26 protein-coding genes and 3 pseudogenes are annotated in these 26,013 nt (G+C 68.0%); 17 read left to right on the forward strand and 12 right to left on the reverse strand.

Going from position 1 to position 26,013, the window contains the following annotated elements; translation table 11 throughout:
• Nucleotides 1–23 precede the first annotated feature (23 nt).
• Entirely contained in the window at nucleotides 24–986 is a 963-nt protein-coding gene (locus ACGF1Z_RS08600) for an APC family permease (RefSeq protein WP_393001396.1), read from the forward strand.
• A gap of 165 nt (nucleotides 987–1,151) precedes the next feature.
• The gene (locus tag ACGF1Z_RS08605) at nucleotides 1,152–1,628 is read left to right on the forward strand and encodes a GNAT family N-acetyltransferase (protein ID WP_393001398.1); all 477 of its coding nucleotides are present in this window, start codon (nucleotides 1,152–1,154) and stop codon (nucleotides 1,626–1,628) included.
• Between the two features lie 31 nt (nucleotides 1,629–1,659).
• Here the strand turns inward: ACGF1Z_RS08605 and ACGF1Z_RS08610 are convergent, their stop codons facing one another.
• Nucleotides 1,660–3,714 (reverse strand): MFS transporter, encoded by a 2,055-nt coding sequence (locus ACGF1Z_RS08610; protein WP_393001400.1) that lies wholly within the window; start codon nucleotides 3,712–3,714, stop codon nucleotides 1,660–1,662.
• Between the two features lie 733 nt (nucleotides 3,715–4,447).
• Here ACGF1Z_RS08610 and ACGF1Z_RS08615 point away from each other — a divergent pair.
• Together ACGF1Z_RS08615 and ACGF1Z_RS08620 are read left to right on the forward strand one after the other, a co-directional pair.
• A complete protein-coding gene (locus ACGF1Z_RS08615) occupies nucleotides 4,448–5,377 on the forward strand; it encodes a peptidoglycan-binding protein (RefSeq protein WP_393001402.1) in 930 nt (309 codons plus the stop codon).
• A 293-nt stretch (nucleotides 5,378–5,670) separates the two neighbouring features.
• A complete protein-coding gene (locus ACGF1Z_RS08620; protein WP_393001404.1) occupies nucleotides 5,671–6,351 on the forward strand; it encodes an HAD family hydrolase in 681 nt (226 codons plus the stop codon).
• Here ACGF1Z_RS08620 and ACGF1Z_RS08625 read toward each other — a convergent pair.
• Complete coding sequence (locus tag ACGF1Z_RS08625) at nucleotides 6,317–7,105, reverse strand: ABC transporter permease (RefSeq protein WP_393001406.1); 789 nt, start codon at nucleotides 7,103–7,105, stop codon at nucleotides 6,317–6,319. The genes ACGF1Z_RS08620 and ACGF1Z_RS08625 overlap by 35 nt on opposite strands.
• A 538-nt stretch (nucleotides 7,106–7,643) precedes the next feature.
• On the opposite strand from ACGF1Z_RS08625, the gene ACGF1Z_RS08630 reads away from it, so the two are divergent.
• The 3 genes from ACGF1Z_RS08630 (at nucleotide 7,644) to ACGF1Z_RS08640 (ending at nucleotide 9,726) form a co-directional block, all read left to right on the forward strand.
• Nucleotides 7,644–8,294 (forward strand): HNH endonuclease family protein, encoded by a 651-nt coding sequence (locus ACGF1Z_RS08630; RefSeq protein ID WP_393001408.1) that lies wholly within the window; start codon nucleotides 7,644–7,646, stop codon nucleotides 8,292–8,294.
• A 182-nt stretch (nucleotides 8,295–8,476) separates the two neighbouring features.
• On the forward strand, nucleotides 8,477–8,950 hold the full coding sequence (locus tag ACGF1Z_RS08635) for a DoxX family protein (protein WP_393001410.1): 474 nt from the start codon (nucleotides 8,477–8,479) through the stop codon (nucleotides 8,948–8,950).
• Nucleotides 8,951–9,063: 113 nt separating this feature from the next.
• Nucleotides 9,064–9,726 (forward strand): DedA family protein, encoded by a 663-nt coding sequence (locus ACGF1Z_RS08640; protein ID WP_393001412.1) that lies wholly within the window; start codon nucleotides 9,064–9,066, stop codon nucleotides 9,724–9,726.
• On the opposite strand, the gene ACGF1Z_RS08645 is transcribed toward ACGF1Z_RS08640, so the two are convergent.
• A complete protein-coding gene (locus tag ACGF1Z_RS08645) occupies nucleotides 9,686–9,943 on the reverse strand; it encodes a DUF2277 domain-containing protein (protein WP_393001414.1) in 258 nt (85 codons plus the stop codon). The two genes, ACGF1Z_RS08640 and ACGF1Z_RS08645, sit on opposite strands and share 41 nt — an antisense overlap.
• Before the next feature lie 92 nt (nucleotides 9,944–10,035).
• On the reverse strand, nucleotides 10,036–10,260 hold the full coding sequence (locus ACGF1Z_RS08650; protein ID WP_393001416.1) for a hypothetical protein: 225 nt from the start codon (nucleotides 10,258–10,260) through the stop codon (nucleotides 10,036–10,038).
• 193 nt (nucleotides 10,261–10,453) lie between these two features.
• Between ACGF1Z_RS08650 and ACGF1Z_RS08655 the strand changes: the two genes are divergently transcribed.
• Nucleotides 10,454–11,218, forward strand: a complete 765-nt coding sequence (locus tag ACGF1Z_RS08655; protein WP_393001418.1) for a GntR family transcriptional regulator — start codon at nucleotides 10,454–10,456, stop codon at nucleotides 11,216–11,218.
• 187 nt (nucleotides 11,219–11,405) lie between these two features.
• On the opposite strand, the gene ACGF1Z_RS08660 is transcribed toward ACGF1Z_RS08655, so the two are convergent.
• Both ACGF1Z_RS08660 and ACGF1Z_RS08665 read right to left on the reverse strand, forming a co-directional pair.
• Complete coding sequence (locus ACGF1Z_RS08660) at nucleotides 11,406–11,945, reverse strand: DUF4231 domain-containing protein (RefSeq protein ID WP_393001420.1); 540 nt, start codon at nucleotides 11,943–11,945, stop codon at nucleotides 11,406–11,408.
• A 355-nt stretch (nucleotides 11,946–12,300) separates the two neighbouring features.
• A complete protein-coding gene (locus ACGF1Z_RS08665; RefSeq protein ID WP_393001422.1) occupies nucleotides 12,301–12,678 on the reverse strand; it encodes a hypothetical protein in 378 nt (125 codons plus the stop codon).
• A gap of 1,066 nt (nucleotides 12,679–13,744) precedes the next feature.
• Between ACGF1Z_RS08665 and ACGF1Z_RS08670 the strand changes: the two genes are divergently transcribed.
• The gene (locus ACGF1Z_RS08670; RefSeq protein WP_393001424.1) at nucleotides 13,745–14,296 is read left to right on the forward strand and encodes a GNAT family N-acetyltransferase; all 552 of its coding nucleotides are present in this window, start codon (nucleotides 13,745–13,747) and stop codon (nucleotides 14,294–14,296) included.
• A 206-nt stretch (nucleotides 14,297–14,502) separates the two neighbouring features.
• Here the strand turns inward: ACGF1Z_RS08670 and ACGF1Z_RS08675 are convergent, their stop codons facing one another.
• A complete protein-coding gene (locus ACGF1Z_RS08675; protein ID WP_393001426.1) occupies nucleotides 14,503–14,901 on the reverse strand; it encodes a hypothetical protein in 399 nt (132 codons plus the stop codon).
• A 603-nt stretch (nucleotides 14,902–15,504) separates the two neighbouring features.
• The gene (locus ACGF1Z_RS08680) at nucleotides 15,505–15,924 is read right to left on the reverse strand and encodes a DUF6578 domain-containing protein (protein ID WP_393001427.1); all 420 of its coding nucleotides are present in this window, start codon (nucleotides 15,922–15,924) and stop codon (nucleotides 15,505–15,507) included.
• 126 nt (nucleotides 15,925–16,050) lie between these two features.
• Here ACGF1Z_RS08680 and ACGF1Z_RS08685 point away from each other — a divergent pair, with 126 nt between their 5' ends.
• Nucleotides 16,051–16,584, forward strand: coding sequence for an SMI1/KNR4 family protein (locus ACGF1Z_RS08685; protein ID WP_393001428.1), 534 nt, complete (start codon nucleotides 16,051–16,053; stop codon nucleotides 16,582–16,584).
• A 15-nt stretch (nucleotides 16,585–16,599) separates the two neighbouring features.
• On the opposite strand, the gene ACGF1Z_RS08690 is transcribed toward ACGF1Z_RS08685, so the two are convergent.
• Together ACGF1Z_RS08690 and ACGF1Z_RS08695 are read right to left on the reverse strand one after the other, a co-directional pair.
• Complete coding sequence (locus ACGF1Z_RS08690; protein WP_393001429.1) at nucleotides 16,600–17,145, reverse strand: hypothetical protein; 546 nt, start codon at nucleotides 17,143–17,145, stop codon at nucleotides 16,600–16,602.
• A 32-nt stretch (nucleotides 17,146–17,177) separates the two neighbouring features.
• Nucleotides 17,178–17,330: pseudogene (locus ACGF1Z_RS08695) on the reverse strand (GntR family transcriptional regulator); the annotation flags it as partial.
• 48 nt (nucleotides 17,331–17,378) lie between these two features.
• Here ACGF1Z_RS08695 and ACGF1Z_RS08700 point away from each other — a divergent pair.
• Together ACGF1Z_RS08700 and ACGF1Z_RS08705 are read left to right on the forward strand one after the other, a co-directional pair.
• Nucleotides 17,379–17,507 (forward strand): annotated as a pseudogene (locus ACGF1Z_RS08700) (site-specific integrase); the annotation flags it as partial.
• 15 nt (nucleotides 17,508–17,522) lie between these two features.
• Nucleotides 17,523–17,660 carry an integrase gene (locus ACGF1Z_RS08705; RefSeq protein WP_393001430.1) on the forward strand — a complete coding sequence of 46 codons (138 nt, stop codon included), beginning with the start codon at nucleotides 17,523–17,525 and terminating at the stop codon, nucleotides 17,658–17,660.
• A 564-nt stretch (nucleotides 17,661–18,224) separates the two neighbouring features.
• Here ACGF1Z_RS08705 and ACGF1Z_RS08710 read toward each other — a convergent pair.
• Together ACGF1Z_RS08710 and ACGF1Z_RS08715 are read right to left on the reverse strand one after the other, a co-directional pair.
• Nucleotides 18,225–18,419, reverse strand: coding sequence for a hypothetical protein (locus ACGF1Z_RS08710; RefSeq protein ID WP_393001432.1), 195 nt, complete (start codon nucleotides 18,417–18,419; stop codon nucleotides 18,225–18,227).
• Nucleotides 18,420–18,443: 24 nt separating this feature from the next.
• Nucleotides 18,444–19,199, reverse strand: coding sequence for a GntR family transcriptional regulator (locus ACGF1Z_RS08715; protein ID WP_393001434.1), 756 nt, complete (start codon nucleotides 19,197–19,199; stop codon nucleotides 18,444–18,446).
• A 78-nt stretch (nucleotides 19,200–19,277) separates the two neighbouring features.
• Between ACGF1Z_RS08715 and ACGF1Z_RS08720 the strand changes: the two are divergent.
• From ACGF1Z_RS08720 to ACGF1Z_RS08740, 5 genes and pseudogenes are all read left to right on the forward strand, one after another.
• Nucleotides 19,278–19,552 (forward strand): annotated as a pseudogene (locus ACGF1Z_RS08720) (hypothetical protein); the annotation flags it as partial.
• A 15-nt stretch (nucleotides 19,553–19,567) separates the two neighbouring features.
• On the forward strand, nucleotides 19,568–19,756 hold the full coding sequence (locus ACGF1Z_RS08725; protein WP_393002481.1) for a hypothetical protein: 189 nt from the start codon (nucleotides 19,568–19,570) through the stop codon (nucleotides 19,754–19,756).
• Nucleotides 19,757–19,874: 118 nt separating this feature from the next.
• Nucleotides 19,875–20,156, forward strand: a complete 282-nt coding sequence (locus tag ACGF1Z_RS08730; RefSeq protein ID WP_393001436.1) for a hypothetical protein — start codon at nucleotides 19,875–19,877, stop codon at nucleotides 20,154–20,156.
• An 8-nt stretch (nucleotides 20,157–20,164) separates the two neighbouring features.
• Complete coding sequence (locus tag ACGF1Z_RS08735; protein ID WP_393001438.1) at nucleotides 20,165–20,860, forward strand: GntR family transcriptional regulator; 696 nt, start codon at nucleotides 20,165–20,167, stop codon at nucleotides 20,858–20,860.
• 560 nt (nucleotides 20,861–21,420) lie between these two features.
• On the forward strand, nucleotides 21,421–25,878 hold the full coding sequence (locus ACGF1Z_RS08740; protein ID WP_393001440.1) for an NACHT domain-containing protein: 4,458 nt from the start codon (nucleotides 21,421–21,423) through the stop codon (nucleotides 25,876–25,878).
• Nucleotides 25,879–26,013: the final 135 nt, after the last annotated feature.

Below are 26,013 nucleotides of genomic sequence, written 5' to 3' on the forward strand. Positions count from 1 at the left end.
CGTTGCGCGGGAGCGTCCAACTCGTGGCTGCTGCGACCGGGCTGGGAAAGGCTCGGTCCGCGAGCTCGCACGGCATCGTCGACCTCACCCTGACCGACCGCGTCAACAAGGTCCTGACCGGCCTCGCCGTCTTCCTGGTCCTGCTGTTCGTCGCGTACTGCCTCGTCCACCTCGTCGACCAGCCGCCGCAGTCGTACACCGCGCCGCTCTGCAACGCGGAGAGCGGGCTCGCCGGCATCTCGGCCGCGGCCGCCATCGCCGCCTACTCCTACCTCGGCTTCGACGCCGTGACCACGCTCTCCGAGGAAGCGCGGGATGCCCGGCGAACCATCCCACGCGCCGTCGTCCTGGTGATCGCGATCGGCTGCCTGCTGTTCGCGGCCGTCGCGTACGTGATGCAACTGGTCCACCCCGGCGGCATCTTCGACGACCCGGAGATCGTCGCGTACACGATGTCCGTCGAGGTCGGCGGCCAGGGATTCGCGGACTGGACGAACATGGCCGGGATCGCCGGCGACTTCGCCTCGGGGCTCGCGGTCCAGCTCAGCTCCAGCCGGCTGCTGTACATCATGGGCCGCGACGGAGTGCTGCCGAAGCGGGTCTTCGGCGCGCTGAACGCCCGAACCGGGACCCCGGTGCTGTGTCTCGTCCTGACCGGCACGGTAGGCCTGTTCGGCCTGGGCATCTCCCTGGAGACCGCGACTTCGTTCATCAACTTCGGCGCGTTCCTCGGCTTCACCGTCGTCAACGTGTGCGTCGTCGTGTTCTTCGTGCGCAACCGCGGCACGGATGGCGTGAACGTGCTCGGCTACGTCGTCGTCCCGGCACTCGGTGTGTGCGTCACCCTCTACCTGATGACGCGGCTCAGCTCGGTCGCCTTGACGATCGGCGGCTGCTGGCTCGCCGCCGGCTTCCTCTACCTGCTCTGCCTCACCCGCGGCTTCCGCCGCCCGACGCCCGAAACGCGTGCGAGCGGCCTGGGGTAGCGGAACCGGATCGGGGCGCCGACCAGCTGAGCTGGCCGGCCGGTCATGCCGCTCGTGAGGGTGCTCGCGCGGCGAAGACGAGCGTGAGCAACGAGACGGACGTACACAGGCGGCCCCCCGGGAAATTCGGGGGCGCCGCCGGGGGCGCGTGCCCACAATGGCGGCATGACCTGGATCTTCACCCCCGAGCACGTCGACACCCCGGACGCCACCTCGCTGCGCCGCGACTACTACGGCGACGTCGCCGGCAGCTACTGGAAGCGCCCCGCGACGGAGGCGGAGATCGACGAGGGGCTGGCCGACGACGGGGCCGGGCTGCTGACGCCGCCGACCGGGCAGTTCCTGGTGGCGCGCCACGAGGGCGTGGCGGCGGGGTGCGGGGGCGTGCTCCTGCTGGACGGGGAGCGGGCCGAGCTGACCCGGGTGTTCCTGCGTCCCGGTTTCCGCGGCAAGGGCGGCGCGAACGCGCTGCTGTCGCGCCTGGAGGACGCGGCGCGCGATCTCGGTGCCCGCCGGATGGTGCTGAACACGCGCCTGGACCTGGTGGAGGCGCGGGCGGTGTACGCGCGCAACGGCTACGGGGAGATCCCGGCGTACTGCTCGGGGCCGTACATGGATATCTGGTACGGCAAGGAGCTGTAGCCGGCGGCGGTTCTCCTGCCCCGTCCGCCTCCTACGCCCGGGGGTCGCGGGGCGGTTCCGGCGGGCCGGGGCGTTCCGCGTCCGAGCCGGCGAGCTCGGCGGTCAGTTCCTCCACGAGGTGGACGAGGTCGGTGGGCCGCTCCGGCCCCCACCAGTCGCCCAGGAGGTCGGACAGGGAGTCCTCACGTGCCTGGGCGAGGCGTGCGGCCGTCTCGGCCCCCTGCTCGGTGAGCATCAGTTGGGCCCCTTCGCGCTCCACGAGCCGCCGTTCCTCCAGTTGCCGGGCGCCCTCGGTGATCGCCCGCAGCGGTACGGGGGTGGCCTCGGCGAGCTGCCCGGGCTCGACGGTCCCGTGGCGGCGGACCCGCAGCAGCAGCCAGCTCGCGGCGGGCAGCAGGTCGAGCCCGGCACGGGCGGTGATCTTCTCGTAGATCTCCTTGCGGCCCTCGCGGGAGCCGAGGACGGACAGGGCGCGGGCGCACTCGTCGTGCGAGGAGCGCGGGACGGGGTGGGGGGCGGGGGTCTGGCCCGGTTCGGGCGCGGTGACGGAGCCGCGCAGCCGGTCCTCCTTGAGGAGGCAGGCGACGCCGAAGGCGACCAGGACCACCGGTGCCGCGTAGAGGAAGACGTCGGTGATGGACGTGGCGTAGGCGTGGAGGACGGCCGGGCGGAGTGCGGGCGGGAGCGCGGCGAGGGCGCGCGGGTCGGCGGCGAGTTCCGCGGCGCCGGCCCCGGCCGGGAGGTCCTGCCCGGCGAGGGTGTCCGTCAGTGTCCCGGTGAGGCCCTTGGTGAAGATCGTGCCGAAGACGGCGACGCCGAAGGATGCCCCGATGGAGCGGAAGAAGGTGACTCCGGAGGTGGCGACGCCGAGGTCCTGGTAGGAGACGGCGTTCTGCACGACGAGGACGAGGACCTGGATGAGGAGGCCGAGTCCGGCGCCGAAGACGAAGAAGGAGAGGCTCATCTCCCCCGTGGAGCTCGCCTCGGTCAGCCGGTTCAGGAGCAGCAGGCCGACCGCGGTGAGGGCGGTGCCGGCCACCGGGAAGAGCTTCCAGCGGCCCGTCCTGGAGACGATCTGCCCGGAGGCGGTCGACATGAGGAACATGCCGGCGACCATCGGCAGCATGTGCACGCCGGACATGGTGGGCGTGACGCCCCGCACGACCTGGAGGAAGGTCGGCAGATAGGTCATCGCGCCGAACATGGCGAAGCCGACGACGAAGCTGATGACGGAGACGAGGGTGAAGGTCCTGATCCGGAACAGCTTGAGCGGGAGGACCGGTTCGGCCGCCCGCCGCTCGACCCGGACGAACCAGACCAGGAGCCCTGCGGCGAGCACGGCGAGGCCGATGATCTGCGGCGAGCCCCAGGCCCAGGTGGTGCCGCCGAGCGAGGCGACCAGGACCGCGCAGGTGGCGACCGAGGCGATGAGGAAGGTGCCGAGGTAGTCGATGGTGTGGCGGCGGGTGCCGACCGGGATGTGCAGCACGGCGGCGATGACGAAGAGCGCGACGACGCCGATGGGCAGGTTGACGTAGAAGACCCAGCGCCAGGAGAGGTGTTCGGTGAACAGGCCGCCCAGGAGCGGGCCGAGGACGCTGGTGCTGCCGAACACGGCGCCGAAGAGGCCCTGGTAGCGGCCGCGTTCGCGGGGCGGGACGAGGTCGCCGACGATCGCCATCGACAGCACGATCAGCCCGCCGCCGCCGAGTCCCTGGACCGCGCGGAAGGCGATGAGCTGGGGCATGTTCTGGGCGATCCCGCAGAGGGCGGAGCCGATGAGGAAGAGGACGATGGCGCCCTGGTAGAGCTTCTTGCGCCCGTACTGGTCGCCGAGTTTGCCCCAGAGGGGGGTGGCGGCGGTCGAGGCCAGCAGGTAGGCGGTGACGACCCAGGACAGGTGCTCCATGCCGCCGAGTTCGCTGACGATGGTCGGCAGCGCGGTGGAGACGATGGTCTGGTCGAGCGCGGCGAGGAGCAGGCCGAGCAGCAGCGCGCCGATCGCGATGACGACGGTGCGGTGACTCTGTCCCTCCCCCGGCACGGGGCCGCCGCCGGCCTGTGGCGCGCGTGTCTCCTGGGCCATGCGGCCTCCTGTCCTCCGTCCGGGGTCCGTCCTGGAGTCCATCCTGGGGCGTTTGTCCCGTTCCGGCCTGCGGAGGGGTACAGGTGTTCACCCTCTGGCGGCGGGCTGACTGCATAATCGCTCGCAGTTGAATTGGGGAGGGGACCCGACGATGTCCGGACACGTCTGTCTTGAATGCGGTGTACACAGACCCGGCTGCGCCTGTGAGCGAGCACAGGCGCAGGCCGCCCGCGTGGCTGCGGCGGAGGACTTCGATCCGCTGCGCATCCGGCCGTACGTGACGCTGGGCGCCACGGAGGACGCGGGTCCGGGCGTCCGGCCGTACGGAACGGAGGACGCGGGTTCGGGGGCGGGCATCCGGCCGTACGGGACGCCGGGCACGGCGGAGGACGCGGGTTCGGGGGCGGCCGAGACGACGGTGCTGCCTCCGGTGGTCGTGGGGCCGCCGGCGGGACCGCTCCCGCCCGAGGTGCCCCCGCGGGCCGGGACGCAGGAGGCGCGGGCGTCGGAGACGCGGGCGTCGGCGTCGGCGTCGGCGTCGGCGTCGGCGAACCCTGCGCCGGTGGTGCAGGCGCATGCGGCGATGGCGGTGCCGCCGGCAGCGGGACCCGGGGGCGGATCTCCGCGGTCGGACGGTCCGCGGTCGGATGGTCCGGAGGCGGGCGGTCCGTGGCTGGGCCGTCCGCAGCCGGAGGGCCCGCGGCCGGGTGGCCAGGACGAGGGTCCGGCGACGATGTCCCTGCTGCTGCCGGGCACCGACCCGGCGTCGGTGTACGCCGACGGGATGCCGTACCAGGCCGGGGTCGCCGCCGAGGGCGCGTACGGAGCCGACGCCCCGCATGGAACCGCCGGCGCGTACGGCGGTGGCTACGGGCCCCGGGCGGGGTACGCGGCCGGCGACGCGTACGAAACCGGGACGGCGCACGGAGCCGGCGCCCCGACCGCGTACGCGACCGAGGCCGGGTACGCGGACCGGGCCGATGAGCCGTACGACGACGGCCCCGCGCACACCATCGCCTACGCCCCCGGGGGCCGGGGGCGCGGCCGGGGTCGCGGCCGGGGGGCCGTGATCGCCGGCGTCGTCACCGCGGCCGTGGTCGGCACCGCCGCCCTCGCCGCCGCCCTGATCGGCGGTGACGACACCGACGACCGGGCAGGCGTCCCGGAGGTCACCACGAGCGCCTCCGAGAACGTCTCCGTCTCCGAGGCACCGACCACCACCCCCTCCCCCTCGTCCTCCCCCTCGACGTCGGCGGCACCCTCGCGCACCCCGCGGTCGACCTCGCCTTCTCCGGCGGGCACCCGCGCCCCCTCCACCGCGAGCACCCCGGTGGCCCCCACGACGACGGCACCCACCGGCCCGGCGAACCCGAGCGCCGTGGCCCCGACCGAGTCCCCGCGCGACCCGGAGGGGCCGACCCTGAGCCTCGGCTCGTCGGGGCCGGAGGTGGCGGAGCTGCAGCGGCGCCTGCGCGAGCTGTGGCTCTACAGCGGCCCGATCAACGGCTCGTACTCGCGGAAGGTCGCCCACGCCGTCGAGGTCTACCAGTCGTACAAGTACATCGACCAGGACCCGCAGGGCGTCTACGGCCCGGCCACGCGCCAGGCCCTGGAGGCGGAGACGGACGGCACCGAGGGCGGCGGCGACGGCAACTGGGGCTGAGGCGGCGGCCGAAGCGGGAGGCGACGACCGACGGCGCGGGCTGCGGTCGGCGGCGGTGACGCGGGGCGTCGGAGGGCGAACGGCGGCGGGGACGGTCGGCGGCGGAGGAGGCCGAGGGCGGCCGCAGTCGACGGCGGAAGGCGCCCACGATGCGGACGGGTTTGGCGGCGGGCCGCTCGTTTTGTATCGTGGAGAAACAAAGTGGCCCCGCTCGCACCCCCTGACCGGCGAGCGGGACCGCTTCGTACACGTCGTGTCACCCCCCATCTCCGACACCCTTCTGGAGATCCCGAATGACCGCCACCACCCCGGCGTCGCTCACCGCCCGCGCCCTCCTGCTCGACATGGACGGCACGCTCGTCAACTCCGACGCCGTCGTGGAGCGCTGCTGGCGGCGCTGGGCGGAGCGGCACGGCCTCGATCCCGTCGAGGCGCTGAAGGTGGTGCACGGACGCCAGGGGTACGCCACGATGGCCGTCCTCCTGCCGGACCGCCCGATGGAGGAGAACCACGCCGACAACCGGGTCATGCTCGCGGAGGAGACCGCCGACCTCGACGGGGTCGTGCCGGTGCCGGGAGCACCCGCGTTCCTGGCCTCGCTGACGCGACTGCCGCACGCCCTGGTGACCTCGGCCGACGAGGCCCTGGCGCGGGCGCGGATGGGCGCGGCGGGGCTGCCGATGCCGCGGGTACGGGTCACCGCGGAGGGCGTGAGCGCGAGCAAGCCGGACCCGGAGGGCTTCCTGAAGGGCGCGGCGGAGCTGGGCTTCGCACCCGGCGACTGCGTGGTCTTCGAGGACTCCGAGGCCGGCATCCAGGCGGGACGCGCGGCCGGCATGCGCGTGGTCGGCGTGGGCCCGCGGGCGGCCGCGTTCGGTCCGGACGTCCACGTACGCGACCTGACCGAGCTGCGGGTCGAGCCGGGCCCGGACGGTACGGTCACCCTGGCCTTCGCCGCCCCCGCCGAGGCGTAGCCCCCGCTCCGCGCTCCGCACGGACGAGGTGTCCGCGGGCGACCAGCTCCAGGGTGACGGCGACCGCCACCGCCTGCACGAGCAGCAGCGCGACCAGCACGAAGAGCTGTGCCGCCCCCGCCTGCAGGGGTGAGGCGCCGCCGAGGAGCATGCCGACGAACGCACCCGGAAGGGTGACGAGCCCGACCGTCCGGGTCTGGTCCATGCCCGGCAGCAGGGCGTCGGAGGCGGCTTCGCGCGCCACCTCCAGGCGCGCGTCCCGCTCCAGGAGGCCGATCGCGAGCCCGGCCTCCACCTCACCCTTCCGGTTCGCGATCTCGTCGAGCGCGCGCCGCCCGCCGAGGACGGTGGCGGTGAGCGCGCCGCCGATGAGGATGCCGGTGACGGGGACGAGCGCGATGCCGCGCAGCGGGACGATGCCGGCGAGCAGAAGCGCCGCGACGACCGGGACCACCCCGGCCGCGATGGGTACGGCGGCCCACGGCCAGGCGCGGCCGGGCGCGGGAACGACCCGCCGGCCCGCGGTCCGTACCGCCACGGCGAACATCAGCAGCAGGAAGCAGACCAGCAGCGGCACCGCGCGGACGACCCAGCCGATGACGAGCGAGACGGCGACGAGCTGGACGGCGGCGCGGGCTCCGGCGATCAGCGTGTCGCGGGCCCGGCCGAGACGGGCGAACGCGACCACTCCGGCGGCGAGGGCGAGCAGGACGGCGAGCACCGCGCCGAAGCTCGCGTCCACGTCGAGAAGCACGCGCCAACCCTAGAGCGCCCGCCCGGCCCCGCCCGGCACGCCCGACGGGACACCCCGCCGGGCCCGCCCCTCACCGCCCGGCCCCGCCCCCCGGCCCCGCCAGGCACGCCCGGCATGCCTGGCAAGACCGGCACGACCGGCACGACCGGCACGACCGAGGCGACCGACGGGACCGACGGGCACCCCGCCGAAGGGCCCCCTTACCCCCGGCCCCTCACAGGCGATCCGCCGCCGGGCCGCCAGGCCGCCAGGCCGCCAGGCCGCCAGGCCACCCCATCCGCCCGGCCACCCCACCCGCCCGGCCACAGGACCGCCCAGCACCAAGCCCCCGCCCGCGATTCCCTGGCGTCCCGTCACCCTCTCCTGCACACCTTCACGTTCACACCCTTGATGTGACGTGCCCATGTCGCCACTCTGTTACCTGGCGCACCCCCGAAGGAAACCTGGCGCCACCACGATGACCGGGCCGCCCGGCACCCGGGGCCGCGCCCCAGGGTGACGGCAACGGCCAAGGTCCCCCCACATCAAGGGAGTTCGCATGTCCGCCGCAGGTGTCTACGCGCGTCGAATAGCCGTCCTCGCCGCCTCCGCCGCCCTGACCGTCACCGGCCTCCTCGCCACCGCCCCGGCCGCACAGGCCGCCCCGCCCACTCCGGTGAGCGCCGCCACCGCCCGCACCTACCTCGCCGCCCTGACCGTGAAGGCGGAAGGTTCCACCACCGGCTACAGCCGGGACCTCTTCCCCCACTGGATCACCCAGTCCGGCACCTGCAACACCCGCGAGGTGGTCCTCAAGCGCGACGGCGTGAACGTCGTCACCGACTCCAACTGCGCCTCGGTGAGCGGCAGTTGGCACTCCGCGTACGACGGCGCCACCTGGACGGCCGCCTCCGACCTCGACATCGACCACGTCGTCCCGCTCGCCGAGGCCTGGCGCTCGGGCGCCAACTCCTGGACCACCTCGCAGCGGCAGGGCTTCGCCAACGACCTGACCCGCCCGCAGCTCATCGCGGTCACCGACAACGTCAACCAGGCCAAGGGCGACCAGGACCCGGCCGAGTGGCTGCCCTCGCTCACCTCGTACCGCTGCACGTACGCCCGGATGTGGGTGCAGGTCAAGTACTACTACAACCTCAGCATCGACTCCGCCGAGAAGAGCGCTCTGCAGTCGATCCTCAACGGCTGCTGAACGGGGCGCGACGCCCGATGGCCGGCCAGCCGGAAACAGGCGGCCGGAAACAGACGGCACCAAAGAGCCGAATGTTGAACTTGCAAGCAATAGTGAGGGGTGCCTAACCTGTGGGCCTCATCGGTTCCCGTCCCCACGGTCCGGGCGTACCGCCCGGCCAGACCGAAGGAGTCCCTCCCCTCATGAATGCGCTCGCGAGTCGCCTGAATCAGGCCCAGCCCTACGCGCTCGGCCTCTTCCGGATCGTGATCGGCCTGCTCTTCCTCTGCCACGGCGCCGCCTCCCTCTTCGGGGTCCTCGGCGGCGCCGGTGGCAGCGGTGCCACCCTTCCGAGCGGCACCTGGCCCGGCTGGTACGCGGCCGTCATCCAGCTCGTCGCGGGCGCCCTGGTCCTGGTGGGCCTGGGCACGCGCGGTGCGGCGCTCATAGCATCCGGCTCGATGGCGTACGCGTACTTCGACGTCCACCAGCCCCAGGCGCTGTTCCCGCTGCAGAACAACGGCGAGGCTGCGGCCATGTTCTGCTGGGCCTTCCTCCTGCTGGTCTTCACCGGATCGGGCGCACTCGGGCTCGACGGACTGTTCGGCGCGCGCGGCACGACCGCGTCCGGCGCCGGCGAGCGGTCGGAGGAGAAGTCCTCGACGGTCACCGCCTGATCCCCCCCGTCGGGGCACCGCCTGGTCCACCCACCGGGGCCGGAGACCGCGAAGCCGCGGATTCCGGCCCCGGTCGGCGTTCCGGCGGCTGCCCCCGCGTAGGCTCTGGCGCTGTGAACGTGCTCGACGGCACGGGGTGGTCACTGCAGTCGCTGACCTCGGGCCCGTGGATCTACGCGGCGGTGGCGACGTCGATCCTTCTCGACGTCTTCCTGCCGGTGCTGCCGAGCGGCATCCTGGTGGTCACGGCCGCCACGGCGGCCTCCGCCGCGAGCACGTCCCTTTCGGCCACCGCCCCGGCCGGTGCGGCCGCCGCGTACGCCCCCTCCCTGATCCTGCTCCTCCTCTGCGCGGCCACGGCCTCGGCGCTCGGCGACCTCGCCGCCTATCAGCTGACCCGGCGCGGCGGAACCCGGATCGGCCGCTTCGTGGCCCGCTCCCGCCGTCTGAGCGTGGCGCAGGAACGTCTCGGCGAGACGCTGGCCAGGGGCGGCGGCCTGCTCGTCGTGCTGGCCCGCTTCGCTCCCGCCGGCCGCTCGGTGGTCTCGCTGGGGGCGGGCGCGACCGGCCGCCGCCTGCGCGACTTCCTGCCGTGGTCGGTGCTCGCGGCCGCGGTCTGGGCGACGTACGGCGTGGGCCTCGGCTGGCTCGGCGGCCGCTGGCTGGGCGCGACCTGGCTCGGCGCCTGCGTACCCGTCCTGGCGCTCTTCCTGGCGGGCACGCTGGCCGCCTATGTCATACGGCGTCCGGCTGCGGCTCCGGCTCCGGCGTCCTGACCGGATGGGCCCCGCGGACCTCCAGGCTCCCGAGGAGACGCGCGGTCGCCTCCGCGATCTCGTCCACGGCCCGGTCGAACACCTCCCGGTTGTGCGCGGCGGGCGCGCGGAATCCGGAGACCTTGCGGACGAACTGCAGGGCTGCGGCGTGGACGTCGTCCTCGGTGGCCTCGTGGGGCAGGGCGGGCGGTCGAAGGGTCTTGATGCTGCGGCACATGCTTCAAGTGTGACGCGCCCCACTGACAATGCCACCGCCCACGCGACACCGGGCGGGCCCTGAGCACCGGAGGACTCCGGAGTCTCGGACCCTCAGGGGCCGAGACTCCGCCGGCTCCGGGCGTTGATCTCGGCCGCGCGGGCGCGCAGCTCGTGCAGGGGGGTGGCGAGCTGGACGTCGGTGGGGTCCGCCTCCCACTCGCGGCCGCCGTGGACGGGCCGGATCAGGAAGCGGCCGGCGACGCTGTCGACGTAGAAGCCGACCTGTCCGGTGGTGGTGTCGCGGACGAGGTCACCGACCTCGGGCTCTGGCTGCACGTATCCCTCCGTTCCGGTTACGCAGAGATCAGATAGGTACACCCAGAGAAGCCCTGCGACCTCCCCCTGTCAACGCATCTCTAGAGATGTCCCCCGAAGGATGGATCGGCGGCGCGGGACGGCGCACACGTGTGCACGAGCCCCGAGATGCGCGCCGTAGGGTGTCCCGCAGACGGAAGGGAGTGGTCCACCCATGACTGACCAGGACAGCGGTCGTCGGCCCAAGTACCAGCGCATCGCCGACGAGTTGAGAACCGCGATCCAGTCGGGCGACTTCGCGCCGGGCGAGCGGCTCCCCGGCGAGAACGATCTCATGTCCACGTACGACGTGGCCCGGATGACCGCCCGCCAGGCCCTGTCCGTCCTGCGCAACGAGGGCCTCGCCGAGGCGCGCAAGGGGGCCGGGGTGTTCGTGCGCGCGTTCCGCCCGCTGCGGCGCCGCGGCATCCCGCGGCTCGCCCGGGACCACTGGGGCAGCGGGCGGTCGGTCTGGTCGGCGGACATCGAGGACCGCGCCCTCGTCGTGGACCAGATCGAGGTGACCGCGGCGGCGCCGGCGGGCCCCCGGGTGGCCCGGGTGCTGGACCTGGCGGCGCCGGACGACCCGGTCTGCGTACGCAGCCGGCGCTTCGTGCTGGACGAGAAGCCGGTGCTGCTGTCGGTCTCGTATCTGCCGGCCCGTCTCGCCCGGGGCACGTCGATCACGGAGCCGGACACCGGCCCCGGCGGCACCTACGCCCGACTGGCGGAGCTGGGCCACCGGCCGGTCCACTTCCGCGAGGAGATCCGCTGCCGGATGCCGACGGCGGAGGAGACCACGCGCCTGGACCTGGACTTCGGCACCCCGGTGATCCTGATCGCGCGAACGGCGCTGTCCGAGGCGGGAGTTCCGGTGGAACTCAACGAGATGACGCTGGACTCGTCGTCGTACGTCCTGGAGTACGACTTCGACGTGTGACGGTCCACGCCCGCCCGGGCCAGACGTACGCGAGGGGCCCGTCGAGGCCGCCGTCCGGCCGCCGGACGTCCTCCACCCGCACGCCGCCACCCTCGACGGGACATCCGGAGCAGGGACGGCGGGCCACCGGGAGCAGGGGGCGGCGGCCCCAGCACGGTGACACGGAGCGACCGCTCAGGGACGAACCCTAAGAGCCCGCCGAAGCCTTCCCCTCCCCGTCCCCCGCCTTCTCCGCGGCGTCGTCCCCACCACCGGCCGGTACGCGCTGCGCGGGCAGCCCGTACTGCTGCAGCTCGGCGCTGACCTGTCCACCGAGGGTCATGACGTTGAGCGTGGCGGAGTTCTCGCTCGCGATGGCCTTCTCCACGCGGGCGACGAGCGTCGTGAACGAGTCCCGGTCGGAGAGACCGTGGTACGGCCCGACGCGGGCGGCGAAGTACACGCGCTCGTGCCCGAGCAACTGCTCGGTGGACCGGTAGTTCTTCCACTGCTCGCGGTAGCGGTAGACGCTCTCCAGCGAGACGGAGGCGACCACGACGAGACTGAGCACGGTGGCGGTGATCCGCGCGAACTCCATGTCCAGGTTCACCAGCACGGGCACGAGCGCGCCGCCGACCACCGAAACGGTCCGCATCCGCAGATGCATCGCCTTCATCTTGGTGGCCTTGCGGTCGTACCAGTCCTGGTACTGCCCGATCCGTCCGTCGATATAGGCCTGCGGCGTCATTTCACCACTCTGCGACCCGACTTCGGGCGCGTCCCCCACGTCTTCCATGCGCTGGAGTACATCCCCCACCACGTGAGCACGTCAAGGCGACCGCGCCGACGCCGACCGACCCGGCCGGGACCGCGCGGGTGTCGGCCCTGCCGGCCTGCGCCGGCCCCTCCCCGGACCGAACCGGAGCGCCTCGACGGACCGACCCGGAGCGCCTCCCCGGACCGAACCGGAGCGCCTCGCCGAACCGAACCGCGGCTCCTCGGCGGACACTTCGGGGTCCCTCGACGACATCCGGCGAACGACCCACGAAGGACGAGCGGGCCGGGAGGAGCGGGACGAACCCTCCCGCTCCTCCCCTGCCCGTCTACTCGTTGAACCACCCGGACTCGACGAGACCGCCCCCGCCGTTCCAGGTGAGCTCCATCTGGTACCAGCCGTCGTTCCCGACGTTGTAGGGGTGCTTGTCGCAGCCCGAGTCACCGCCGTCCTCCTCGGTGAATATCGTCGAGATGTTTCCGGCGAGGTACTGCTTCTTCAGCACCCCCTTGACGCCGTGACCGTCCGCCTTGGTGTCACAGATCTCGAAGACGTCACCGTCGTCGATGAACTTCATGTAGCCGCGACCGTACGGCAGATAGATGGTCTTGTCGGACACGGCCGAAGCCGGCCCCGCCGACGTGACGATCACGGCGGCGGCGAATACGCCGGCCATGGCGATGCGAGTGAACGTGGACCTGCCCATGTGTTGCCTCTTTCGCTACGGGGCGGCGAATGACCCGAATTCACTGAAGAGCGTCCGCCGCCGTCAGGCGCTGTGACGAGCAGCTGAACCGTAGGTCCGCCTTCACCGGGGGTCCATGGTCCTGCCGTTATCTGACATCGATTTCGCCATGATCTGATGGTCAGATGACCGACTTCACGAGTTCCTCGCATTCGGCGGCGAGTGCGCTCGGTTTCCGGCGCGACATCGAACGGAATCCGGCGGAAACGGCGTATACCGCAGCACCGCGGCACCTCGGGTCGGTGATGCCGCTCCGGCAACAACGGCGGCAGCGGCACGAGATGAAACGCTCGACGAATCGATGGAGGCAGGGTGGGCGGATTCGCCACGGGGACCAGTTCCTCCGACGCATTCCCCCTGAAACCGAATCAGGTCTTTCCCCTGCTTCATCCACGAGCTACGCGCAGAATCAGAAACCGAGCCGCAGAGCGCTTCCCTGGCCGCTACGAGGTGCGGAGCCAGGGCGGGGTGGGGGCCGGGGCGGCACCGACGTGCCGACGCTTTACGTGCCGCCGCCCGACGCGACGATCCCCAACACGCGATGACCCCACGCCAGAACACGGCCCCGGTCCCCGGGACCCACAGGTGAACGAGCCCCCGGACAGCGAGGCCCGCCCGAACGCGTCGACTTCCTCACCTCGGTAGAAGCGGGCCCACGGGAAGGGGCTCGAAGTCGGCCCACGGACAAGGGGAACACCAGGGGAACGATCCTCAACCCCCGGAAGGCGTCACCGTCCTGCTTGAACCCAGGTGCTTCCCGACTGACTTCGACCCACCGGCCGACCCCCAGGGCGCGAAAGCCCTCGGCCTGGACGAGGAAATAGCTGCCCCCACGGCACCGAGGCGTCCCGGGCGAGTCGAGCACACCCACCCTCCCCTTTCGTTCCACTCGCGGACGGATGCGATCACCACATCGGAACCTACGGAAAAGACTCCTCGCGACCGGGAGACCGCCCCGCCCCGCCCCGCCCCCGAGGCCTGGCGCCCGAACCGAACCACGGGACCCTCCTGGGATACGTTGCCTGCCATGACAGAACTCGGCCCCGACTCCTGGCCCCCCGCCCCGATCACGACCGAACGGCTCGTTTTGCGCGCGTCCGAGGCCCGGGACCGTGCGGCGTTCATCGAGCTGTTCTCGTCGCCTGAGGTGGGCACGTACATCGGCGGCGCCCGGCCCCGCGCCGAGGTCGAGGGCGCGATGCCGGAGATACCCGGGCGTCGCCCCGGCCTCTTCGTGATCGAGCGCGACGGGACGATGATCGGTGTGGTCACGATCGAACCGCGCGCCGCGGATCGCCGGGGTCACGTCCGCCCGGAGGGCGGGGAGGCGGAGCTCGGCTACCTGCTGCTGCCCGCCGCATGGGGCAACGGATACGCCGCGGAGGCGTGCGCGGCGACACTCGGGTGGTTCACGGAGACCCGTCCCGGCGAACCGGTCGTCCTCACCACCCAGACCGCCAACGTGCGGGCGATGCGCCTCGCGACCACGCTGGGCTTCACCGAGGTGGAGCGCTTCGAGGAGTACGGCGCGGAGCAGTGGTTCGGCGCCTGGACCCACCCGTCCCAGCCACACGCCTGACACCCAGGCCGCCAACACCCCGCCGCGAGCGCCGGCTTCCACCCGGCCACGAGCACGCCGAAGCTCGGGCCCCCGACCGGTCGTCCGGGGCCGGCGTCATGGCACGGGCACGAGCACAAGGGGATCGGCCGCCGCACCCCGCTGCAGCCGCCACTCCCAGCGACCCACCGACAACAGCCACCGCAGCAGCCGGTGCGGCGTGACGATCAAGGAGTCGCTCCGGATCGAGGAGCACCGGAATCGGCGTGCTGTCGATGGAATTCGCCGGTGCACCCCGTCCCGGGGGCGACGTCCTGGGTGAAGCAGGCGACGAAGGAGGTCGGAGAGCCGTAGAAGGCCAGCTTCATGCCCGCGCAGTCCACGCCGTCGAAGCTGACCTCCCCGTACCCTCCGGGGCCGGAGAGCGACACCGTTCCGCGCTGCTGCGCCGCGATCCCGGAGCACTCTGTGCCGACGTCCGCCTTGTCCAAGCCGTTGGCCGTGAAGGTGCCGTCGTCCTTGAACTCGACCGTCCTCCCGGCAAAGTCCGACCAGACGCCCGTCAGCTGATCGGCGGTGTCGATCCGGACCGCATAGTCGGAGCAGGAGACCAACAGGAGTGCCACCGCACCCCCCGCCGCCGCGCCCACGAACGCCCGCCGTATCCGCCGATGCCGTCCGCCACCCATACGCCCCCGCCCCTCACACCTCGCACCCGCCTGACAGCGACACCCCAGCAAGGCGGCGACCACCCCACATTGAACGCGTTCAAGTCCCCATGTCAAGCAGGTCGGCGACCCTCCAGGACGACGCCCATGCCCCTGCCGGCACCGACCGACAAGAAACGAACCTGCCGAAAGCCGCCACCCACCGAGCCCCAGCCCTTCACCAGCCCGACGGTAATCCGCAGCACTGCACCGGCCAGTCATCGCCCCAAATCACGACGCCTTCCACCCGCCCCCACAGCCGAGGAACGAACAAGGCCCAGGTTCCCGCTTCAGCACCGTTGACCTGGGCCTTTGCCTATCTACCTACTGGCGGGCGCGGACGGTTTCGAACCGCCGACATCTGCTTTCCAAGCCTGGCGCCCGCACCTGATCCGTCATCGCAGCTCAACCGCACTGTGCACTACGACGGCTGCCACAAGCTGCGGATGCCACAGCGATCCTCCAGTGACCGTGGTTGACCGTTCCATCTGGCAGGCGTCTGGCACGCTTGGCGCCGGCCCCTCATCGACCGCGCGCAGCCGCACCTTCCGGCCCGTCCGCGGCGCGCCGGGCCGTCACCAGGTAGCCCGCGAACCTGACGCCCGGCCTGGCCTTCGCCCACCCGTCCGCCTTCTCGACCGGCACCAGGACGGTCGTGCCCGGAACGGGGTAGTTCACCTTGTCCGTGGCGCCCGGGGGCATCCCGTAACGGCAGTGCACCTCGACGATCGACACCACTTCCACCGAGGTGGGCGCGTGCCCTTCGTCCTGGCCGTGGTGCTCTTCGCAGAAGTCGATCTCATCCGCACGTTCGCTACCGACGACGTCGGCGTAGTCCTCCGGCTCGACCTCCAGCAACGTCCACGAGACAACGTCCCCCGGCTTGAAACTCTCTCCGCAGCACTGCATCTGCCAGTCATCGACCCAGATCGTCAACGTCATGACGTCATTGTCCGCGGCGGGCGGCTGCTCACGGCTGCTTTTACGAGCCTCCTGCGAACGCCAGCGCGCGCAGTCGGTGACGCCAGAGGCTTCGTGGACCTCCCGAGCGGTCACTAATCTGTTCGCATGATCTCGAACGAGGACCGCCAGTTTCCCGCTGTGCTCGCCGCTGCCATGGCGGTCCGGCTCGACTGCATAGGCGAGGACGGCGTCGACTTCGAACCTTACGAGTCCTTCCTGACTGCCGAGGAGACAACGGATTGGCTCCGTGCATGGACGGGCAACAGCGACCTGACCGGCGATGACTTCCGCGTCTTCGGCCAGGACGGCACCGGCGGGTACGCAGCCTTCTGGCTCATCCGTCCAGGCCGGGACCTCGCAGAGCAGCCCGTTGTCTTTATGGGCTCCGAAGGAGAGACCGGGGTAGTCGCCCGCGACTTGGGCGCCTTCCTATGGCTGCTGGCTGACGGCTTCGGCCCGTGGGAAGCGGCCGCCCTCTACGAACCCGAGTCCGACTGGGCTCCGCAGGTCAACGAGGACCTGGCGGCCATCGCGGAGCAGCACGCTCCCGACCGGCGTGCATCGGCACCGGTGATCATCGCGGAGGCCACGCAGGAGTTCCCCGACTTCGACGACATCATCATGGGACTGTGCCGCTGAACCTCGTGTGAGATGTCAGTGCTCAAGGTTGTTCCGGCACTGCTCGTGCCCGCAGTCGTCGTTGCCTCGGTGCAGCCGTCGAAGGTCTTGCAGAGCGGCGACAGGGAACGGATGCAGCACCCACATCTCCCGGTATCCGGTCTCACCGTGCGTCCGCAACACCGTCTCGGCGGCTTCCAGCACGGCATGGCCCAGCACGCTGCGGGGCTGTGTCGAGCTCCAGGAGAGGGCGCCCGCTTCGTCGGGCGAGTCCCAGCTCGTCGACATGTCCGGGAACCGAAAGATGGCGATGGCCACGTCTGTTCCCTGGCGCAGGAGTCGCCACCTCAGTTCGGCGGGTTCGAGATCGAACGAGACTCGTTGGGCGGGTGAGTGCCCATAGAGACCCGCCACAGCATGCAGCAAGTCGGCCAGGGCGTCCGTGCAGTAGCTGACGAAACCCTTCTGCTCCGAAGCACTGTCGGCGATTCGGTATGTTGCCCACCCCGAGCCACTGAGTTCCCAGCTGAACTGGAGATCGTCCGCCATTCGCGCCCCTCCCGACTGGATCAGGTCCATCATCGATTGATGGGAATCTCGTAGATGATCTCGTAAACCACGAGGGTCCAGCCGGTGAGGTCGTACGGCTCCCAGCTCGTCGACAACTGCACGGGCCGCCCGTCGGCGAGGAATTCGTACACGGTCCGGACGCACAGCTCGCCCTCACCGATCCCGAGCCGCGCAACGATCTCGGCCGGTGCGGGCCCGAGTCGGGTCGGACCGGGCTGCTCTTCACCGGAGCCCGCGGCGGGCAGCTGCGCCGGAACAACTTCCGCCGGCTGTGGCTGCGGGCCCTGAAGGACACCGGCCTCCGCGACGTCCACTTCCACGATCTGCGCCACACCGGGAACACCCTCGCCGCGACCGGCGGCGCCACGACGCGGGAGCTGGTGCAGAGGATGGGGCATTCGTCAGTGCGGGCCGCGCCGATCTATCAGCACCTGGTGAACGGGCGTGACCACGCCATCGCCGCCCACTTCGACGAGCAGATCAAGAAAGTCCGGCCGAACGAGTCCGGCGACGCATCTGGCACGTAACTGGCACGGCGCCGCGTAGCCGCCTTCCCGGCCAAAGAACGGACAAGGCCCAGGCTCCCGGTTCAGTACCGGTGACCTGGGCCTTTGTCGTGCTACCTGCTGGTGGGCGCGGACGGTTTCGAACCGCCGACATCTGCTTTGTAAGCTCGTGCGGATCGCTCTCGCCAAGGGCGGATCGCTGGTCACCACCGCCACGGCGGTTCGCGTGCGACCACCGTCATCCGCCACCGTTGATGTCAGTTTTAGATGTCAGCCGGCCGCACTCGACGGCCCGCTACCGCTTCTTCCGAAGCTTCTTCATCTTGGCTTCGGCTTCCTTCTTCTTCCGCTGCTCGACCCCGTAAGGCGACCACGGCCCCTGGTGCTTGGAGCACCGAGAGGTACCCGTCATCGCCTTGTTCTGGCAGCGGCCCCCGCTCTGGGTAGGAGCACCGCACTTCGACTGAACCATCCTGCCCCCTTCGTCGCCGGACCCTGGAATGCTTCCAGCGCTCGACGCAGAGCGGGGAGGCGCAACCGCGGCGGACAGCAGCACACCGACAGCACACGCCCCGGGAAACAGGCTCAGGCTTCTTCCGCCGTGCTGGCCGTCCGACCGGATGCGTACTGCCCGTCCGCCGCCCGCTCCCCCCCCTCCAGGGCCGCAATGGCCTTCCGCCGCCATCGGCCGTCCGCGACGGCCACCACAACCAGCACTGCGAGAGCGGCAGCAGGTGCGCCCCAGATCAAACCGCCGATGGCAAAACCGAGCGACTCCATGACTCCCCCTTGCGTGGTACTCCGTCAGCGATTGATCGGGATCTCATAGACGATCTCGCACAGCGCAGCGGGCACGACGATGTCCGCCGTCTCGACAGGCCGGCCCTGGTCGCTGTAGTAGGTCCGCCGGATGTGGGTGACGAGCGCGGCCTTCTGGATCCCAAGAAGTGAGGCTTCCTCGGCACTCGCCTGCCGCGGCTCCGGCTGCTCGACAGCATGGCTGACGGTGACGCCGATCTCCGCCATCCGGTTCACAACACCGGCCCCCGCGTGCGGCCCGCCCTCGGGCAGAACGACAAGAGTCCCGCCGGTGAGGTCGTACGGCTCCCAGCTCGTAGACAGCTGCACGGGCCGCCCATCGGCGAGGAACTCGTACACGGTCCGAACGCACAGCTCGCCCTCACCGATCCCAAGCCGGGCAGCGATCTCCGCCGGCGCGGGCACCTTCGCATCGGTCCGGCTCTCCCAGCCGCCGTTCCGCCCGACGGCCTTCATGTCCGCCCGGAACGGCGACCCGTCGGGCTGCTCGCGCGCCGCGGACCGCACCATCCGCACCCGCTGCCGTGGCTCGGCCACATAGGTCCCGGACCCGGCCCGCCCCTCCAGCACACCCTGGGAGATCAACAGCTCCTGGGCCCGGCGAACGACGTTCTCGCCCACCCTGCACTCCTGGCCGATCTGGGCCCGCGAGGGCAGCCGGTCTCCAGGACTCCACTCGTGCTCCGCGATCCGCCGCCGCAGTTCGTCGGCGATACGGAGGTATGGCGGCTGCTCAGGCATATGGAAAATCTAGTCCACTAGCTCTAATCTAGTTAACTAGCTTCACTTAAAGTGATCACCGGTAACGGAGGCTGCCCTGTGCCTGCTCCCGAAGTAAGCGCGGAGGCTCTCGCCGCCCGGTTGTCCGCCCTCGGACTCACCACACGCGTACTGGCCCACGCCAGAGACACGTCGATCGAAGCGGAGGTCCCGGAAACCCTTCCGGCAGAGACATGGCGGGAGGTCCTGGAAGTCCTGGCCCAGGCAGACCGCTTCGGTCTCCTCGCCACCAGCTTGGGCGGACGAACCCTCTGGGCCGCCGTGAACAAGCGGTCCCCGCGACACGCGACGTCCGGGGACCCGGCCATCAGCGATGGGAGCTGATCAGCATGCGCAACCGTATCCGCCGCGCGCTCCACCCCACCAGACCGCGGCACGCCCGAACCACCCACCCCCACAAGCCCTTACGCCGCGCCGCCCCACTGGGACCGGCCACCATCGACCCGAGCACACCCCTCGCCAGCTGGCACGTCTTCACTGCCGAGCACCCCCACCCCACGCCGGCGGAGGCGGCCTGATGTCCCACGCGAAGCCCACCCCGTACCGCTCGTCCCGGTGCCAGATCGGCACCCACCACGAGTGCGCCCATTCCTCCCCGGCAACGGCCCCGGTCGACATCCCGGTGATCTACGAGGCATGCGTCTGCTCCTGCCACACGCCGGCGACCACCCCGACCCGCCCGGAGGCAACGGCATGAAGCCCTGGACCCCAACCGGCGCCGTGGTCGCCCCCATCGAGATCACCTCGATCAACGTCCAGCGAGGCGACGTCATCCAGATCGGCGGCCAGCCCTGCCGAGTGGCCGACCTCCGCCAGCTCCCCCTCGGCGCCAAACGCCTCCTCTTCGAGACGGGCGAGCAACTGACCATGCACCCCCGCACCCGCCTGGTCGCCCTCCGAGTCCAGAAAAGGTGGTGACCCCGACCGTGCCGACCCTCCGCGACACCATCGCCGAAGACCTCCGCATCCAGATCACCACCGGCCGCCTCAAGCCCGGAGCCCGTCTCCCCTCGGAACCCAAGCTGGCCACTCACTACAAGGTCAGCACCCCGACGGTCCGCCAGGCCCTCGCCCTCCTCCAGGCCGAAGGAGTCATCGAGAAAACCCACGGCAAGGGCAACTTCGTCCGCACTCCGCTCCGCCGCATCACCTACACGGGCGGCGCCGGCGTACCGTTTGCCCCCGACCTCCAGACCACCATCCGCACGACCAACCTCCGAGCTTGCGGCCGCATCAGAGCCCTCCTGAAAGTCCCGACCAACACCCCCCTGGCCGAGTTCCACTGCACCACCTACGAGGGCGAGACCCCTCGAAGCGTGGCTCGCATTTATACCCCCCGGGACCTCGCGCCAGCCGCGCCTTCTGAAGCGTTCTACTGGCCAGGTTGGCGGAACACAGGCTGGACGGAAACCCAAGAGACGGTCACCGCCCGCCTCCCCACTCCCAAAGAAGCAAAAGATCTCCGGATCATTCTCACTCAGCCCGTACTCGCGATCACAAGCGTGGCCACCGATGCCGCGGGGCGAACAATCGCGGTAACCCTTTCGGTGCTCCCTGCCAGCAGTACCGATGCAGTTTTCATCACACGTCCCCAAGCCGAGACAAGGGAAGCAGGCGAATGATGCCCCACTACGAACTACGGCTCCTTCCATGGACGGATCCCGACGGCAAGCCGTGCTTCCTTAGTACTGACGACAACAACAGCCTCCTGTCCCGGATCGCGGACAGCATCGAAGACACTCAGCTCTCCGCTGCGATGGACACCTTGGCCGCTGCATCCGGGATGCTCAGGAACAGGGAGCTGCCCCCAGAGGAACTCCGAGCTTTGGCAATAGACCTCACGCACTCCTTGCGCAATACCCTGCGCGTTGCCGAGAGTCACCGACGTCGGCAGCCGCCTGCGGACCCGGCACCGCTGTGAGGCTGCCGGCCTCGGCGCCCGCCGATCACCCCTCCCGTAGGGCCAGCCAGCCCTGAACCCCAACAGCGAGACTTTCGAAGCTGAGGCCCTGTAGCTCCTGCCTGATGCACCGCGCCAACGCGAAGTACTCACCCACCGTCAACCATGCAGGTACTGCCAGAGATCGCCCTGAGCTCTGTTGCGACGAACGGAAGACGCTGGTGGCCCACAGCAGTAAGGTCGTTGCAGACCAGGGTGGCTGAAGCTGGCTAGGAGACGCTCATGAGCCCTCGAACAGGCGGCGAGACCGACAAGTTCGGCAACCGGTACGAGGGCGCTTGGGTAGTTAGGCATCTACTTTGGATCCTCAGCGGTCAGGGTCAGTCCATAACAGTTGAGGACGCCGATCCAGAGCTCGAGAGAGGCTCTGAGTTCACTTTTCACAATGGCGAGATCGAAGAAGTTCATCAACTCAAGAGACAAAATCGTAATATTAACTCATGGAGCGTGTCCAGCCTCCAAGAAAGAGGAATATGGCACGACGCACGTCACCATATTGACGCAGGTCGCAAGTTTCACTTCGTTTCGATATTGCCAGCCAAGCCCCTGCAAGAGATATCCGATCGCGCACAACGATCTCAAGATCTCAAGTCCTTTATAGATCAGTGGCTCACTTCAGAAGAACTACGAGATGTTTTCAATCAACTTGCCAAATCCGAAATTTTCGGGTCTCCCCAAAAGGCATGGGAAGTACTGCAAGGATTTCACATATCTTGGCATGATGAAAGAGAACTAATCAGGACCAATGCGGCGCTTGCTGCCTTCTACCTTGAGGGAGCCTCCGGGCACCTAGCCGCCGCCGGATTGGGAGACATGGTTCTCCATAACCTGGGCGTAAAGCTTGACCAGGCGGCCATTGAAGATCGCCTCGAACGATACGGTCTTTACCGGGCTTCGAATAATCGCTCGACGAGCCTATTCCAAAAGATTCGTGAGACCAGCGACAGTTGGGCAGCAAGCGTGGAGCGGGAACTCCTCGCCCCCGCCATTACGCGCGATGAGGCGCGAAGCCTCATGGATGCAGCTGACGGTTCTCACCAGCTAACACTACTAATGGGATCAGCTGGCGGTGGGAAAAGTGCCATCCTGCACCAGTTCTACCGCAACATTCAGACCTCCAACCTGCCGGCGTTGGCTTTTCGCCTTGACAGGCTTGACCACTTCTCCACCACGACTGATCTCGGCAAGGCGCTGGGCTTTGAGATGTCACCCGTGGCCGCGCTGGCCTCAGCTGCTGGAAACAAGAAATGCGTTCTGCTGATCGACCAAGTTGACGCAGTCAGTCTAGTTTCGGGCAGGATGCCCAGAAGCTTCGACGCTGTTGCAAATCTAGCGAGGGAAGCTGAGGCTTTCCCCGGCATGCATGTAGTGCTCGCCTGTCGAAAATTCGATGTCGAAAACGACTATCGGATTCGCGAGTTGGTCGATAGTCAAAGATGTACACACGTCGAGGTCAATCCCCTCTCTGAAGCTCAGGTCGAATCTGCTGTCGAGTCATTGGGACTATCCGTCTCCAAATTGGACGCTCGCCAGAGAAATCTGCTCCGGACGCCCTTGAACTTGGTTTTGCTCAGTCACGTCACCAATGACCCTGAGGCCTTGAGGTTCGAATCTACAAAGCAACTTTTTGACGGATACTGGCAACGGAAGTTGATGGACTGCTCTCAGCGAAGAAGTGCGGTCCGGTTCCACAAGGTAGTTTCTACGATTGCCGAATCCATGAGTTCGCGCCAGCAGCTATCCGTACCAGCGACAGTTCTGGACGCAGAAGATTTGGCACTTGATGCTGGAATTCTGGTCTCAGAGAACGTACTTGTCCGAGATGGCCACAAGGTCGCATTCTTCCATGAAAGTTTTTTCGACTATGCATTTGCTCGCGTCTGGGTCGCGCGCGACCAAAATCTTGTTGATTTTCTACTCAGTAGCGAACAAGAGCTTTTCCGGAGGGCCCAAGTCAGGCAAGTCTTGACTCACTTGCGAGAAACCGATAACTCGCGATTCGCAACAGAAATCAGATCCCTTCTCGCTAACAACGAAATCCGTTTTCACATTAAAGATGTGGTGCTCTCACTGATCCCATCCCTAAACGACCCCTCTGCGGCTGAGTGGGAAGCTGTTGAAAGCACGCTGCAGGAGAATCCAGCGTTCAGCGAAAGACTCTGCCGATCACTCAGAACGTCTCCTTGGTTCAGTCGCATCGACAGCGAGGGTGTAGTTGAGCAATGGCTCGATGGAACTACCATCGAGAGATCTCTCGCTCTCGAAGTGATGACAGGCGGTGCGATCGAATACACTGATCGAATCGCCGATCTCTTGTCGAGTTTGAAGGACGCTCCGGAATACTCCTCATGGCTGCTCCAGGTGGCGCATGCTGCGCCCGTACATGAGAGCCGAAGTCTTTTTGAGCTCCTACTTGATTCAGTACGGAGCGGCAGCTACTCCAGCCATAACCAAGATTTTCTGTGGATAGTGGTGCATGAGATATCGAGTCACCGCCCTGACTGGGGAATCGAGCTTCTGTTTGCCCACCTAGCCGAGCGCCCTAACGCGCTTGCTCTAGACGACTCGGGGAAGGTTGCGGAACTTACCCGAAGAGACCACCAACTCAACCAGATCGTTCTATCTAGCGCCGAAAGTGCACCTGAGAAGTTTTGCGAGCTCATACTTCCATACCTATTGGAGGTTATGTCCGCGACAGAGGAACCTGATCGCGAAGGGTGGCCCCGTCTGGACCGGCACTTCTCAAATCGCTTGCCAGGAGGCGGTCACGAGGAGTTGGAGGATTCGCTACTCGAAGCAACTTCCCTCGCAGTTCGCAAGGTCCAGAATGATCCTGAGACTGCTACCCCCATCCTTCAATATCTGGCAAGCGATGTTCACGAGACGGCTCAATGGCTGCTCTACGGTGGGCTTATTGAAGCGGGGAATACTCACGCTCATTGGGCCGCCGATTTGCTACTGGAGAGGACTGAAAGGCTCATTTGCGGTTACCCGCGAAACAGTGCAGTGTGGCGAACGCGCGAGCTGATATACGCCATTTGCAAGTTCCTTAATGATGATGTCCTGGCAGCGTTGGAACAAGTAATTCTTGACGTCCACTTCCCTTGGGAAAGTGGCAGATCATCGCGATGGCACCAGTTTACGTTGCTGTCGGCATTCCCCGATGGTCGGCTCTCCTCAGACGGACGTCGGCGACTCGGTGAATTGCGACGCCGCCATGGAGTCGAGGAGCCAGATCAGCCTCAAGGCATCACGGGGGGCTTCATCGGTTCTCCAATCGCACCTAGCGCCGCGCTGCATATGAGCGATGACCAGTGGCTGAGCGCAATGAACAAGCATTCCGGAGATCGCAGAAACTGGACCAACTTCACGGGGGGTGCCCATGAGCTGGCGAGCGTTCTAAAGGAACAAACTAAGCAAGATCCCGCTCGCTTTGCCGACCTCGCGCAGAGACTTACTCCCTCTATTAATCCTGCGTACAGCGAAGCCGTCCTGATGGGCTTTGCTGAAGCTGCCCCGATGGCCGACCCGAGTGCTATTTTTTCAGCGGTACGACATATCTCCAAACTTGGGCATCCAGCTACCGATCGCTGGCTGGGATACGGTCTACGTCGATACTTGCGCGAAGTGCCAGTTGACCTAGTTGAGATCCTGATTGGCGTCGCAGTAGCTCCTCCGAATCAGGCCGACGAACACTTCGTTTTCGAGAAATCAGATCGCGGTCCCAATCTGGGTGAAAGTATCTGGACCTCCGGATTCAATTCCGCTCGCGGTAGTTCTATCGAAGTGCTCGGAGACATCCTTCGGTTTGACGTTGACGGCTCACTTACTGCACTTGTATCGCCAATTCTGCAACCTCTGGCATCCGACCCCGCCATAACTATCCGTTCTTGCGTCGCCCATCTGCTTCATGCCTCGCTGCGTCATGCCCGCGAGAGGTCCCTACAAGCGTTCACCGAACTGCTCAAATGCGAAGACGGATTGCTTGCTACACGCCCATTCGCCGGCCTGTTGATCGCCATCGGACAAGATGATTTCAGTTTGGTTCGACCCGTCGTCGCCCGAATGCTCTCCTCGACTGAACCTGAGGTGCGAGAAGTAGGAGGCCAATTTTCTACCCATGCAGCGGTCCATTGGGAATGTGGTGAACTGCTGGGAGATGTTCTCGCAGGGAATGACATCCACGCCAGAAAGGGAGCTGCTTCCGTATGCGCTTCTCAGTTGGCTGATGTACGAGAGCCCTCGCTAGTGCGTGCCGCTTTTACTAGTTTCATCAATGACGTGGACCCCACCGTGCAGGAGGCAGCAGCTGGCTTCCCTTCAGCCATTCGAGGAAGGCGCCTTCGCCCTCTTCAGAAACCGATTAAGGACCTGATTTCCTCTCCAGCTTTTCCCGAGGCTACAACCCAGCTGCTTATCACACTTCGCGATGCGCCTGACCGAGTCGATGATCTGGTTTTCGAGTGCGCTGATCGGTTCCTTGCGGAGAACGGGCCTGCTGCGGCAGATATTCGCGCGGGTGCGGCCGCCAACGCGAGGTATCTCGGCGAGATCATCATTCGAGCCTACGCACAGTCGACTAGTGTTGGGTCTAGAGGAAAGCTTCTTGATGTGCTGGATGAATTGCTACTCATCGGGGCTTTCGGTGTTTCGGAACTCGTCCTGGATACGGAACGATAGAATCTTTAGCCGTTCGCGCTCGGGTTCACTGCACCCCCCCGCCGTCACATTTCCCATCCCGTCTGCCGTCGACCCACACACCGTGGAGCAGACGCGGTGCCGGGCGTCCAGGTGGAGCGCCCAACTGGACGAACG

The sequence above is a fragment of the Streptomyces sp. NPDC048018 genome, assembly GCF_043202995.1.
In the GTDB taxonomy this organism is placed as follows: domain Bacteria; phylum Actinomycetota; class Actinomycetes; order Streptomycetales; family Streptomycetaceae; genus Streptomyces.

Excerpts from the sequence above, each read along its gene's own strand:
- ACGF1Z_RS08605 (WP_393001398.1), top strand. The coding sequence starts at position 1,152 with ATGACCTGGATCTTCACCCCCGAGCACGTCGACACCCCGGACGCCACC.
- ACGF1Z_RS08610 (WP_393001400.1), bottom strand. The coding sequence starts at position 3,714 with ATGGCCCAGGAGACACGCGCGCCACAGGCCGGCGGCGGCCCCGTGCCG.
- ACGF1Z_RS08615 (WP_393001402.1), top strand. The coding sequence starts at position 4,448 with ATGTCCCTGCTGCTGCCGGGCACCGACCCGGCGTCGGTGTACGCCGAC.
- ACGF1Z_RS08620 (WP_393001404.1), top strand. The coding sequence starts at position 5,671 with ATGACCGCCACCACCCCGGCGTCGCTCACCGCCCGCGCCCTCCTGCTC.
- ACGF1Z_RS08630 (WP_393001408.1), top strand. The coding sequence starts at position 7,644 with ATGTCCGCCGCAGGTGTCTACGCGCGTCGAATAGCCGTCCTCGCCGCC.
- ACGF1Z_RS08635 (WP_393001410.1), top strand. The coding sequence starts at position 8,477 with ATGAATGCGCTCGCGAGTCGCCTGAATCAGGCCCAGCCCTACGCGCTC.
- ACGF1Z_RS08645 (WP_393001414.1), bottom strand. The coding sequence starts at position 9,943 with ATGTGCCGCAGCATCAAGACCCTTCGACCGCCCGCCCTGCCCCACGAG.
- ACGF1Z_RS08655 (WP_393001418.1), top strand. The coding sequence starts at position 10,454 with ATGACTGACCAGGACAGCGGTCGTCGGCCCAAGTACCAGCGCATCGCC.
- ACGF1Z_RS08660 (WP_393001420.1), bottom strand. The coding sequence starts at position 11,945 with ATGACGCCGCAGGCCTATATCGACGGACGGATCGGGCAGTACCAGGAC.
- ACGF1Z_RS08665 (WP_393001422.1), bottom strand. The coding sequence starts at position 12,678 with ATGGGCAGGTCCACGTTCACTCGCATCGCCATGGCCGGCGTATTCGCC.
- ACGF1Z_RS08670 (WP_393001424.1), top strand. The coding sequence starts at position 13,745 with ATGACAGAACTCGGCCCCGACTCCTGGCCCCCCGCCCCGATCACGACC.
- ACGF1Z_RS08680 (WP_393001427.1), bottom strand. The coding sequence starts at position 15,924 with ATGACGTTGACGATCTGGGTCGATGACTGGCAGATGCAGTGCTGCGGA.
- ACGF1Z_RS08685 (WP_393001428.1), top strand. The coding sequence starts at position 16,051 with ATGATCTCGAACGAGGACCGCCAGTTTCCCGCTGTGCTCGCCGCTGCC.
- ACGF1Z_RS08690 (WP_393001429.1), bottom strand. The coding sequence starts at position 17,145 with ATGATGGACCTGATCCAGTCGGGAGGGGCGCGAATGGCGGACGATCTC.
- ACGF1Z_RS08705 (WP_393001430.1), top strand. The coding sequence starts at position 17,523 with ATGGGGCATTCGTCAGTGCGGGCCGCGCCGATCTATCAGCACCTGGTG.
- ACGF1Z_RS08710 (WP_393001432.1), bottom strand. The coding sequence starts at position 18,419 with ATGGAGTCGCTCGGTTTTGCCATCGGCGGTTTGATCTGGGGCGCACCT.
- ACGF1Z_RS08715 (WP_393001434.1), bottom strand. The coding sequence starts at position 19,199 with ATGCCTGAGCAGCCGCCATACCTCCGTATCGCCGACGAACTGCGGCGG.
- ACGF1Z_RS08725 (WP_393002481.1), top strand. The coding sequence starts at position 19,568 with ATGCGCAACCGTATCCGCCGCGCGCTCCACCCCACCAGACCGCGGCAC.
- ACGF1Z_RS08730 (WP_393001436.1), top strand. The coding sequence starts at position 19,875 with ATGCGTCTGCTCCTGCCACACGCCGGCGACCACCCCGACCCGCCCGGA.
- ACGF1Z_RS08740 (WP_393001440.1), top strand. The coding sequence starts at position 21,421 with ATGAGCCCTCGAACAGGCGGCGAGACCGACAAGTTCGGCAACCGGTAC.